This window comes from Flavobacterium sp. Arc3 (assembly GCF_041431375.1).
Taxonomy (GTDB): Bacteria; Bacteroidota; Bacteroidia; order Flavobacteriales; family Flavobacteriaceae; genus Flavobacterium.
Genome location: NZ_JASMRI010000028.1, coordinates 39,142 through 52,216 on the forward strand (window position 1 = coordinate 39,142; position 13,075 = coordinate 52,216).

Sequence of the window (13,075 nt, forward strand, 5' to 3'; positions counted from 1 at the left end):
CACAATTTTCAATTCACAATTTATGATCCCATTATCAGTGCCTTTCCTAAACGGAAACGAGTGGAAATACGTAAAAGATTGCCTAGATACCGGCTGGATTTCCTCTGCTGGTTCCTACGTCAATCTATTTGAACAACAAGTAGCAGATTATGCTGGAGCTAAATACGGAATAGCTTGTATGAATGGAACCGTTGGCTTACACATCGCTCAAATTCTTTCTGGTGTAACAACTGACGACCATGTTATTGCGCCCAACATCACTTTTATTGCCACATTAAATGCAATCAAATACACTGGAGCGACACCTATCTTAATTGATGTAGATCCCAAAAGTTGGCAAATGGATTTGGATCTTTTAGATGCTTATTTAAGGGACAATACAATTGAAAAAGAAGTAGAGGGTATATCGTATTCATTTCATAAATCTACTAACAAACGTATTAAAGCAATTATGCCTGTTCACGTTCTAGGAAACATTGGTGATATGAATCGTTTACAAGAAATTGCCACTACTTTTCACCTTGACATCATTGAAGACAGCACAGAGGCTCTTGGAACATTATTCCAAGGAAAACATGCTGGAAGTTTTGGGAAATTTGGCGTTTTTAGTTTCAACGGTAACAAAATTATCTCTACCGGTGGTGGTGGTGTAATTGTTACAGACGATGAAGAACTTGCCAAAAAAGCAAAACATTTAACAACGCAAGCAAAAGCTAGTGCGATGGAATACCTTCATGATGAAATAGGATATAATTATAGATTAGTAAATGTTTTAGCAGCAATTGGCGTTGCCCAAATGGAAGAATTTCCAACACTTCTAGACAATAAAAAGAGAATGGACAGCCATTACCGTTCTCAGCTTTCGGCAGTTGGTGATATAGAATTTCAATATGTTTCTCCTGAAGTGGAAGCCAATTGCTGGTTATTTACTTTTAAAACGAAACACATGAGGGAACTTTTAGCCTACCTCAACGACAACGGAGTGCAATCGCGTCCTTTTTGGGTACCGATGAATCAATTAGAAATGTTCAAAGAAGACATTTACGTTTCTATCGATGACCATTCTAATCAAGTTTATCAAAGCTCTATCAGTATTCCCAGTTCTGCAGGAATCACACCAACAGAAATGGCAACGGTAGTAAAAACGATTAAAGCATTTTATGCAACACTCTAAATTTTATAAAAATGAACATCATAGACATTCCAGAATTTATTAAAGAATACATTACCAAAAGAACAACAAGCTTATTCGCTCCAGATATTGAAAAATATAGCCAGCAATTAACTGAAAAAATTAAAGGAAAAAATGTCCTTGTTATTGGAGGTGCTGGTACAATTGGTTCTTCCTACATTAAAGCGGTTTTGGCTTTCAAACCAGCAAAATTAGTTGTTGTAGACACCAATGAAAATGGATTAACGGAATTAACACGGGATTTAAGAAGTGCTTCAAATCAGTTTGTTCCTGAAGAATATATTACCTATCCGATGAGTTTTGGTGATCCCGTTTTCGAAAAAATGTTTCTAACACACAGTCCATTTCACATTGTTGCAAATTTTGCAGCACACAAACATGTGCGTAGTGAAAAAGATCAATTTTCGATTGAAGCAATGATTGAAAATAATGTTTTTAAAGCAAAAGCCTTTTTAGATTTATTACTAAAACATAAACCAGAACATTTTTTCTGTGTGTCTACTGACAAGGCTGCCAATCCTGTAAATGTTATGGGGGCTTCAAAAAAATTAATGGAAGAAGTAATTATGGCTTACAGTTCAGAGATACAAATTACAACTGCTCGTTTTGCAAATGTCGCCTTTTCAAACGGTTCCTTATTGGCCGGTTACATAGAACGTTTGTTTAAAAAACAACCTATCTCCTGCCCTGCCGACATCAAACGATTTTTTGTATCACCCGAAGAAAGCGGTCAAATCTGTATGCTTGCTTGTATGTTAGGTCAAAGTGGAGAAATCTTTTTTCCAAAATTGGAAGAAGAAGAACAAGTGTATTTCAAAACTATAACCCAGGATTTTTTCAAAGCATCCAATCGTGAAATAGAACTATGTAATTCTGATCAAGAAGCACGAGAAAAGTCGCTATCATTAACAGAATCCGATCCGTACCCAGTGTATTTCTTTAGTTCAGATACATCAGGAGAAAAACTATATGAAGAATTTTTCACCGATGCTGATGAAGTTAATTTACTTCAATTTGAAAGTTTGGGAGTGATAAAAAATGCTCGAAAACTTCCTGTCGAAGAAATTGAAATGTGTTTAAATGATTTGCAGCAACTTATGAATTCAGGCAATTATGACAAACAAACTATAGTAGAAAACTTAAAAAAATACCTACCTGATTTTGAGCATATTGAAACAGGTAAGAGTTTAGACCAAAAAATGTAGAAGTATGTATTTAATATTCAAACGTTCGTGCGACATTGCCCTTTCATCCCTTTTAATAGTTATTTTTTCTCCCTTATTAATACCGATAATTATTGGTTTAAGACTAACTGGAGAAGGTTATATTTTTTATAAACAGGAGCGAGTTGGTTTTAAAAATAAAAATTTCGCTATTCTCAAATTTGCAACGATGTTGAAAAACAGTCCAAATATGACTGGAGGAGTTCTTACAACAAAAAAAGACCCTAGAATTACGCCAATGGGCGGATTTTTACGAAAAAGTAAGATCAATGAATTACCACAGCTATTTAATATTTTCCTAGGAGACATGAGCTTTGTTGGACCACGCCCTTTAATGGATGTGAGCTTTAAAACTTATTCTATACAGATTCAAAAAGAAATATACAATGTTAAACCTGGTCTTACAGGCATTGGTTCTATAGTTTTTAGAGATGAAGAAGAATTAATAACAGATGCGAAAACTAGAGGAGAAGATATTTGGGATTTTTACGCTAACAAAATATATCCTTTCAAAGGCGATTTAGAAATTTGGTATCTGTCTCATCATAGCTTTCTTGTTGACTTAAAAATAATGCTAGTTACAGCATGGGTTATTCTTAATTCTGATAGTCATCTGGTTTACAAAACATTTAAAACACTACCAAAAAGAAAATTTTAATTACTAAAAAATAAAAATATGTGTGGAATTGTTGGATATATTGGATATAGAGAAGCTTATCCTATTATTATAAAAGGATTAAAACGTTTAGAATACAGAGGCTATGATAGTGCAGGAATACTACTTTATGATGGAACAGACTTAAAAGTTTCGAAAACCAAAGGCAAAGTTGCCAATTTAGAAGCAAAATCTTCGGATGAAATTACATTTAACGGTACTATTGGAATGGGGCACACCCGTTGGGCGACACACGGAGTTCCAAACGATTTAAATTCGCATCCACATGTTTCTAATTCAGGCGAATTAACCATTATTCACAACGGAATTATTGAGAATTATGCACCATTAAAGAAAGAATTAATTAACAGAGGATATGTTTTTTCATCAGATACTGATTCTGAAGTTTTGATTAATCTTATTGAAGATGTTCAGAAAAAGGATAAATTAAAATTAGGCAAGGCAGTTCAAGTTGCTTTAAATCAAGTTGTGGGAGCTTATGCCATTTGTGTATTTGATAAAAAAAAACCAAATGAGATTATTGTAGCACGATTAGGAAGTCCTCTTGCAATTGGAGTCGGTGAAGGTGAATTTTTTATAGCGTCTGATGCATCACCATTTCTAGAATACACTTCAAATGCAATTTATTTAGAAGATGAAGAAATGGCTATTGTTCGTTTGCATAAACCTTTGAAAATTAGAAAAATAAAAGACGATTCATTAGTAGATCCCTACATACAGGAATTACAAATGAATTTGGAACAAATAGAAAAAGGGGGTTATGATCACTTTATGCTAAAAGAAATATATGAACAACCAAATGTAATCAAAGATACTTACAGAGGAAGACTTCATGCCAACAATGGAATTATCCAAATGGCAGGAATTGAAGATAATCTTGAAAAATTTCTCAATGCGAAGAGAATTTTAATTATTGCCTGTGGAACTTCATGGCACGCGGGATTAGTAGCGGAATATATTATAGAAGAATTTGCTAGAATTTCAGTTGAAGTTGAATATGCTTCCGAATTTAGATACAGAAATCCAATTATAACGAATAAAGATGTCGTAATTGCTATTTCTCAATCTGGTGAAACAGCGGATACATTGGCCGCAATTAAGTTAGCTAAGGAAAATGGCGCATTTGTATTTGGAGTTTGTAATGTTGTTGGATCATCGATTTCACGAGAAACGCACGCTGGAGCTTATACACATGCTGGACCAGAAATTGGAGTTGCCTCTACAAAAGCATTTACGACACAAATAACTGTTTTAACAATGATTGCACTTCGTTTGGCAAAGGCTAAAGGAACAATGTCTAACACAGACTTCCATAGACATTTGCGAGAATTAGAATTAATTCCGGAAAAGGTAACCGAAACATTGGCACTAAGTGAGGTAATAGCCAAAGAGATTGCTGCTATTTACAAAGAGGTGCCCAATTGCTTGTATCTTGGAAGAGGTTATAACTTCCCCGTAGCCTTAGAGGGAGCATTAAAATTAAAAGAGATATCCTATATCCATGCAGAAGGGTATCCAGCAGCCGAAATGAAACATGGTCCAATTGCACTGATTGATGAAAAAATGCCCGTTGTTGTTATAGCGCCTAAACAAGGTCACTACGATAAAGTGGTTAGTAATATTCAAGAAATTAAGTCAAGAAGTGGAAAAATTATTGCGGTAGTATCCAAAGGCGATACTCAAGTAAAAGAGCTTGCCGATCATTTTATTGAAATACCAGAAACTTTAGATGCCTTTACTCCTCTGTTAACAACAATACCATTACAATTATTGTCATACCATATTGCTGTTATGAGAGGATGCAATGTAGACCAGCCTCGAAATTTAGCAAAATCAGTTACAGTAGAATAAATATTAATATACTAACCGCAATACTAGAATATAGGTTTATAAATAAGGCGGTCTTGCCGCCTTAATCTTTCTCCTAATAAAGCTGGACTATTATTAAAAATTAATGCCGTTTATTACTTTAGCTAGACTAAAATTAAACTACCCAGATTTAGATCGAATATGGAACTAATAATCAAATTTTGAAACCTTATATCAACTTAAAGTCTCAAAAAAAAAGCAGTCATAATTTCAATTATGACTGCTTTTTTTATTTAAATTTTCAAGGCTATACCAAAAACTGAATATATATATTATCACATTACTACCAAAATAATGATAGCTACTATTTTTACTCTACATAGGAAAAAACAATGTGATTTCTGTACCCTTATTTTCTGTAGAAGTGATGCTAAAAACTCCTTTTGATTTTTTTAGGATTGTCTTACTCAGAAAAAGACCTAGTCCCAATCCTTGCTGTTCTCTTATTTCACGATTAAATTGTTTCCCAGCATCAATTTTTTTTAATTCATCTTCACTAAATCCAATTCCGGAGTCTTGTATTACCACCTTATAATATCTATCTACAAACGGCACCCCTGTAACCACAACAGTACTTCTAAAAGAGAATTTTAGTGCATTTTCAATCAATTCAAAAAGGATAAAATCTAAATATTTTTGACTAATTTTTATATCAGCTTCTTTAATTTTAAAAACAATCCTTTCCTCCGAATCTTCATATAATCTCTGAATTTCCACTTTCACTTTAGAAATTGATTTTACTATTTTACTTTCTGAATTTTCTAAAAATTCAAGTTCATTATCAATAAAATTCTGATATAGAAATAAGTTGCTCATCGTTCTATTTAACCGATCACCAGATAATTTAATAATATCATGCAATTCATTAATTTTCTCTTTATTAAAATCACGTCGGTCGTCTCTTAAAATATTGATAATTGGTAAAATACCATTAAGAGCAGTATTGATTTCATGCACTAAATATTTTTTTTCACCAACGTATAAATTATTATAATTTGTTCTTATTTTTTTAAATCTATCAATTTTTGTTTCTACAAGATTTATTAAAACACTAATAACAAAAGGTTTATTCAAGAAATCATCTGCCCCCATAAGCAAGCACTTTCGCATTAAATTATATTCCTTTTTTGCCGTTAAAAAGATAAAGGGAACAGCAGACAAAGATTTGACCTCTTTTACTGTTTCATGAAACAAGAACCCGTCCATTACAGGCATCATTATATCACAAATTATTAAATCCGGTATCCAATTATCTAATAAATCCAATGCTTCTTGTCCATTAGACACAGAGACAACATCATAATTCTTAATAGAAAAAACTTCATGTATCGTTTCTCTAAGTGTCAAGTCATCATCAATTAGAAGAATTTTATTTTTAATCATAATTACATGTAATGTTATTTTTATTTTTAGCTCCCTTTTTACTAGAACCTTTTCCATATATTCGTTTGAGTTTTTTTATCTCATAGTAAATATACTAACCCATTAATATATTTATATTCAAAAAAAGGCTCTTTACATGACCTATACCATTGCTGCATTTTATGAGACATTTCTACCATGAGATTAACTTGGTAAAGATCCTTCATCTCACTAGTAATGATAAGTAAATACCCGAGCATATCTTATCTCTCCTGTCTAAATAATCTAAAAAAAAATGTAAGATGAAATTATAATATATATTATAATTTGAGGTGCCCTATACATTTGCTTATTCTATTACAGTTTATCTCAAAAACGACTCTCTATTTTAAAATTTACAATAAGTTTATCCGTTAAAATTGTAAAAATTTCAAAATAAAAGGTTGCTTATAACATCAAAAGAAGCCCGATTAGAGCATAGTATTGAACTTTAAATTTCCCACGTTTTATAAAGATAATTAAGCGATATATTGTAATATAATTTTTACTTACTTAAAAGTATTTATTTCAAATCTAACTAACTTAGTTAGTACGATATAATTAAAAAAAAATAGCTATAATTTAAAATTATAATGATTAAATTCGTACTATGAAATTAAAAAAAAAAATAGTATTAATTGAAGATGACTTAGCATTGGGTGCTTCTATTGCAGAGATATTAAATTTAAATAGTTTTGAAGTGAAATGGTTTAAAGATGGAGCAGAAGCAGTCCTTTATTTTAAAAACAAAACCTGTGATATTATTATTAGCGATTTTATGATGCCCAATATGAATGGAGAAGAGTTGTTTTTAAAAATTCAGCGTGAAATTAAACTAGACTCTATTCCTTTTATCATAATTACAGCTAACATTGATGAGGTGGTAAAATATAGACAATTAGAGAATGGTGTCAATGATTATATAACGAAACCTTTTAAGACAAAAGAACTAATATTAAAAATCAAAAACATATTAGCTTTCAAACAAAATATCATCAAAAAATTATCCCCTGACCCATTTTCCAAAGTGACAATAAAATTATCTGAAAAAGATTTTATTACATCCTTAAATGATGTCCTTGTAAAAACCATGAAGTCAAAAGTTTACACTACTGAATTATCAACAGCACTTTTCATGAGTAAATCAACAATTGACAAAAAAATAAGAAAACATACTAATAAAAACACAACTCAATACGTACGAGAGTTTAAGCTAGAATATGCTATAAAACTTATTAATCTGGGTGAAAAGAATATTCAGTTTCTAGCCGATGAAACAGGTTTTAATTCCTTCTCTTATTTTTCTACAAGTTTCAGATCATATACTGAAATGTCTCCTCGAGAATACATCAAATCATTAAAAGTTTAAAAGAATGCTTTTTTAATTTATTTTTGAGATTTAAAAATAAAAAAAAACTATTTAATTAAATCCTATTTTGCAAATAAATCATGGCTTATTTTTATAATTTAAGGCTACATTCTTTCAATTAAATTTTAAGCAATCAGCATAAGGTTGCATCAATCACTAGATTTCACTGTTTAAAAATAAACAGTCATTAAGGTATTACACTGAAAAAATATTAGACTCTATAACCTGCTTGAGTTCTTCAAAGGTAAATGGCTTGCGAACATATCCTTTTACATTAAACTCCGTGTTAATTAACTCGTAATCCAGATTTATCATTGCCGTCATTAATATTACCGGAATATGTGCATAATCTGAACACTTATGTTGCTCGAGAAAACCATATCCGTCAAGTTTTGGCATCATTAAGTCACAGAAAATTAATTCTGGCTCTTCATTTTGGACCTTTTCTAATCCATCTACTCCGTCAATTGCTTCAACAATTTCGTGCCCCAGTATCAAAAGGAATTCAGAAACTAATGTTCTTATTTCCATATCGTCTTCAATAATCAGAATTTTAGCCATTGTAAGTATTTATTACAATTTAATAAAAAAAAATATCTAAATTATAAAATTTAAACTTCAAAACAACTTATTTAGGTAATAAATTTTAATATTTGTTTAGCCTATAAAAAGCGATATGTTTTATTTTCATTTTAAAGAAACTGCATTTTCTAAAATTCATTAAACAAAAGGTGTACCATTTATTACCTTTTTTAAAGAAAAGATTTTTTTTATTTCAGCTTCGGAAATTGTAAGGTGATTTTAGTACCTTTTCCCAACTTACTTTCTAACGTTATTAAACCTGAGTTTCTTTCTGTAAAAATTTTAACTATATAAAGCCCCAAACCTGTTCCTGGGATGCCATTTGTATTACTAGCTCTAAAAAAAGTATTAAATAATTTACGTTGGTCTTCTTCAGGAATTCCAATACCAAAGTCAATAATTTCTACAGTAATTGAAGATTCTAATTCAAACAGATTAAAAACCACATTTACAGACCCTTTAGAATATTTAAAAGCATTATTCAATAAATTAATGAGACTATATTCCATAAGTTTTTGATCAGCAAAAACATCGAAATTATCACCTATAAATGAGGTTGTTATATTTATTCCTTTTTTTTGATTAACATCACATAATTCAAAAACATCAAAACAAATTTGCTTTAAATCAAACCTGATAGGGTGATAATTAGTTTTCCCTAAGTCATCTTTCGAAATAACTAGAACGGTATCCATTAATTCAACAAGACGATCAATTTCCCCTAAAATAGTATTTATTCTCTTTTCTAAAAGTGTCTTGTTTTCTATTTTCTGACTCGCAAGGTAGATTTCGATTAACTCAGCACTTGCTCGTATGGTCGTCATAGGAGTCCTGAATTCGTGTGAAATGGTAGAAACTAAGTTTGACTTTAAATCGTTCAATTCTCGTTCTTTTTGCATTGCAATTTCCACTTTTGCTTCTGCAACTTTTCTAGCTGTAATATCCCTAGTAGCAGAATGGAAACTATTAGCCCCAGAATCTTCTATTACCAAATTGGCTTTAATTTCACACCAAATATACAGCCCTTTTTTATTTATAAATCGAACTTCCACTGCCGTATCTTGTTTTCCTGCTATAAAATTCACTATGCTTCTTTGTAATCTTACTAAATCTTCAGGGTGTACAAAATAATCAGGAGATAATCCAACTAAATCTTCAGGAACGTAGCCTAGTATATAATTTATCGATGGTGAAACATATTGAAATTTACCATCCAGACTGTGTGAGCAGACCAAGTCAACCATGTTATCTGCTAGAACACGGTACCTATTTTTAGCTTCGTCCAGCTGCATAATCTTTATTTTATTATTTTCTTCTACTAATAACTTATTTGCTTGTCCTAATTCTTTTTTTATAGTAATATCGATAAAGTGGCAAATAAAGTGGATTAATTCCCCACAACTATTTTTTATTAGTGAAACAGATAAATGTATCCAAATACTACTTCCATTTTTATGAATGTATTTTTTTTCTCTACTTAAAGTAGATATAAATCCTGATGTTAGTAATTCTAAATTAGCCTGATCTATCTCTACCTCATCCGGATGTATAAGATCTGAAAATGTTCGCACTTTAAATTCTTCTTCTGTATATCCAAATATTTCTTCCATTTGGTTGTTTACTACCAACCAACCGCCTTTTAGTCCAACAATAGCTATACCAACTGGTGAATTAACAAATGCTCCTTTGAACTGCTCTTCACTTTGTGTTAATTCGTGTTTCAGCTTTTTTTCGTAAGTGATGTCTTGCTGCGCACCAATCGCACGAATGGCTTTACCATTAACATCTCTTAGAATTACTGCTTTATCTTTTACCCAAGCATAAGTGTTGTCAGATTTTAAATAGCGGTACTCATCAGACCATGTAGTCGCTCCTTCGCCAAAGGCCTTTTCAATATTATAAGCTACATAATCTATATCTTCAGGATGCACAAATTCAATACTTTCTGAAATATGTAAAGTACTATCCTCAAATTTGTGTCCAAATAAAGTAGGGCCTGTTCCTCCAAAAAAGACTTTTCCAGTTAGAAGGTCCCAGTCCCACATAGCATCTGAGGTAGCTTTACTGGCATGCTCAAATCTTTCGACACTTATTTTTAAAGCATCTTCTGCCGCTTTTAGCGACGTTATATCATTAAAGGAACATATTATATAAATCAATTCCTTATTATCTCCAAATACAGGTATTGCATTGACCAACAACCAAACCAAATCATTCGTCATAGGACGATGAACCCCCATAATAATATTATATAATGGTTTTAATAGTTTAATAGCTTGTGGAACTGGATGATCCTCAGATATAAAATCGGTCCCATCCAAGTGTATTACACGCCAGTCTTTATCGAAGGAAGTTTTACCCTGCAATTGGTCTTGCGTAAGGCCCAACATTTGACAAGCAGCATCATTGTTTTCCAATATTTCCGATTGTGCCCCTTGAACCATAATTCCAAATCCAGCATTCTTAATAATATTACTGGTTAGTTGTTTACTTTTAAGTAATTCCAATTGAGCATTTTTACTTTCGGTAATATCTACTGCAAAACCAATTAACACATCAAATGTTCCATCTTTATGAAACAAAGGGACTATTTTTCGACTATGAAAGGTTTTTTCCCCAAGCTTGTTATAGATTACTTCTTCCCATAGTGTTGGTTGTTTTGTCAATATTGCTTCTTCATACTTAATCGTTCGATTTATTGCAAATGTATCTTCTCGATTCGTTTTTTTTGCATATTCGAAGTCGTTTTTTCCAACAATAAATTTTCGTAGTTCTTCATTTATAATAGAACTAGGATTTACATACACATACCTAAAATCATTATCCAATACCGTTACTTGAGAAGGGATTCCATTTATAATTTTTTCGTAAAATTGTTTTTGCTGAACTAGTTTATTTTGACTTTCTACATATTCCGTTATATCTCTTGAGGCGCCAATAAAGAAGGTGCCTTTACTATTTACTAGTAAATCTATCTTGCAAGAAAACCACATATAATGACCATCCTTATGCCTGATTCTGTATGCATGCTCATTTATCTCATTTTTTTTTTGTCGCACCATATTTAAAAACTCCGAACAGGAGTCAAGGTCGTCTGGATGGATAAATTTATTATAACTACTTCCCAAAATATCATCATTCGAATAACCAATTGAACTGTTCCAGTTTTTCGATACATAAATGACATTTCCTTCTAAATCAAATTGATAAAAAACCTCCAATGAATTTTTGATAAGCAAATCAAAATTATTTCCCTTTTGATGCAACATGTCCTGTAACCTTTGATTTTCAAGATGCAACTGCAGTAAGGATTCTATTTGAAAGATGGTCTGGTTTATCGTTTTTAATTCAATTGAAGAAAGTTGTTTTGCCTCTTTATGTAAAATACATACTGTTCCTGGAACTAAACTTCCTGGCACTTTTATAGGAAATCCAGCAAAAAAATTAAAGGAATTATTGAAATCAATTGATTGAAATTTTAAATCATTTGGAAGATCTGACACTATTAAAAATTCATTACCATCAACAAGCTGCTGAAAACAAATAATATCAATTGGATTAGTTAAAGAATCTAAACCAATTTTAGATTTTATAGAATGCCCTTCAATGCCTGCTAGTGTAATAAAAGCATTTTCAATATCGCACATTTCTGACACAAATAATAACATCCTATCAAAATCATTATTTAATCCTAATAAAGTTAAATCAATAGAATTTGCTAAATTATTTTTATTTGAAAATGCAGTATTCATTTAAATTGATTTTATTTTTTAGTAAATAGTATATTGCGGCAAGATAACTTTTGTTTACATAATAAACATCTTAATCATAAGCTTAAAAAAAAATTATAGGTTTATTATTTTAACTAATAGGTACAATCAACACAAAAACGAAATTCATTTTATATTTTTGACACAAGATTTGGGGAATTTCTTGTTATACAGCTTAGTGTAATTTATTTTAACGATAAATTAAAGGTCTTTTTTGTAGGATATCAAAGGCTACTAGCTGTATATACAAGATGCTTAAAGTTATACTCTATGAATACCTTTAATTTAATCTACAACAAACTTATAGAAATCGAGAAGAATAATGAAAATTTTTCATTGACCGAAAAAACGCTACTAATTACAGTAAAAAACAGTACCACAACAATTGATTTGAATAAGATTACTAACGTTAGAATAACCAAATGTAGAGTGTTGTTTTTTAATTATTTATTAGTGATTTTTATTTTAATATTCTATTTCTTTTTAAACACATTCACAGAAATTATTTCCACTTTACCTTTTTCGGCCAACGCAATGTGTATGATTGCAATTTCGAGTTCTCTTTTTGTAAAAAAATATTCACATTCAGTCTTAATCAACACCATTGATTTGAACTATCTAAAAGTTAAAATAAGTACTAACTGTTAATAAAAAGTAGTATTATTTAATGATAAAGCTGGGTTAGCGTCCTTCTATCAATCAGAGTAATTAAAAAATCTAGCTGCAAATTTCTCATAAAAACCATATATGCAGTAGGATATGATACTTCTATAGTTATGTCAGTAAGTGAAGACGAAAGCCTCGGTGAAGCTCTAGCAGTTACTATCATATTATCCGAATCGGCAAAATTTAAACTCCTACCCTTTTTATTCATCTTATGTACTTTTAACAATTAAAAACATGAAAAACAATCAAACTGGAAAAACCGGTCAAATTGACCACCCAATTCCAGTGCAAATTGACCACCAGTTCCGGAGTAAACTGACCACCCTA

At 31.1% G+C, this 13,075-nt stretch carries 9 protein-coding genes; 6 read left to right on the top strand and 3 right to left on the bottom strand.

Annotated features, from left to right (window positions below):
- Positions 1 to 22 precede the first annotated feature (22 nt).
- The 4 genes from QO200_RS16790 to glmS are packed head-to-tail and all read left to right on the top strand — an operon-like array spanning position 23 to position 4,942.
- Entirely contained in the window at positions 23 to 1,174 is a 1,152-nt protein-coding gene (locus QO200_RS16790) for a LegC family aminotransferase (RefSeq protein ID WP_371542440.1), read from the top strand.
- Positions 1,175 to 1,191: 17 nt separating this feature from the next.
- Positions 1,192 to 2,397, top strand: coding sequence for a polysaccharide biosynthesis protein (locus QO200_RS16795; RefSeq protein WP_371542462.1), 1,206 nt, complete (start codon positions 1,192 to 1,194; stop codon positions 2,395 to 2,397).
- 4 nt (positions 2,398 to 2,401) lie between these two features.
- Complete coding sequence (locus QO200_RS16800; RefSeq protein WP_371542441.1) at positions 2,402 to 3,073, top strand: sugar transferase; 672 nt, start codon at positions 2,402 to 2,404, stop codon at positions 3,071 to 3,073.
- Positions 3,074 to 3,091: 18 nt separating this feature from the next.
- Positions 3,092 to 4,942 (top strand): glutamine--fructose-6-phosphate transaminase (isomerizing), encoded by a 1,851-nt coding sequence (gene glmS / locus QO200_RS16805; protein ID WP_371542443.1) that lies wholly within the window; start codon positions 3,092 to 3,094, stop codon positions 4,940 to 4,942.
- 333 nt (positions 4,943 to 5,275) lie between these two features.
- Here glmS and QO200_RS16810 read toward each other — a convergent pair whose 3' ends face one another.
- Positions 5,276 to 6,400, bottom strand: coding sequence for a response regulator (locus QO200_RS16810; RefSeq protein WP_371542446.1), 1,125 nt, complete (start codon positions 6,398 to 6,400; stop codon positions 5,276 to 5,278).
- Between the two features lie 571 nt (positions 6,401 to 6,971).
- Between QO200_RS16810 and QO200_RS16815 the strand changes: the two genes are divergently transcribed.
- A complete protein-coding gene (locus tag QO200_RS16815) occupies positions 6,972 to 7,730 on the top strand; it encodes a response regulator (protein WP_371542449.1) in 759 nt (252 codons plus the stop codon).
- A 195-nt stretch (positions 7,731 to 7,925) separates the two neighbouring features.
- Here QO200_RS16815 and QO200_RS16820 read toward each other — a convergent pair whose 3' ends face one another.
- Both QO200_RS16820 and QO200_RS16825 read right to left on the bottom strand, forming a co-directional pair.
- Positions 7,926 to 8,291 (bottom strand): response regulator, encoded by a 366-nt coding sequence (locus QO200_RS16820; RefSeq protein WP_371542452.1) that lies wholly within the window; start codon positions 8,289 to 8,291, stop codon positions 7,926 to 7,928.
- 209 nt (positions 8,292 to 8,500) lie between these two features.
- A complete protein-coding gene (locus QO200_RS16825) occupies positions 8,501 to 12,064 on the bottom strand; it encodes a PAS domain S-box protein (protein WP_371542456.1) in 3,564 nt (1,187 codons plus the stop codon).
- A 288-nt stretch (positions 12,065 to 12,352) separates the two neighbouring features.
- Here QO200_RS16825 and QO200_RS16830 point away from each other — a divergent pair, with 288 nt between their 5' ends.
- Positions 12,353 to 12,730 (top strand): hypothetical protein, encoded by a 378-nt coding sequence (locus QO200_RS16830; protein WP_371542459.1) that lies wholly within the window; start codon positions 12,353 to 12,355, stop codon positions 12,728 to 12,730.
- Positions 12,731 to 13,075 lie beyond the last annotated feature (345 nt).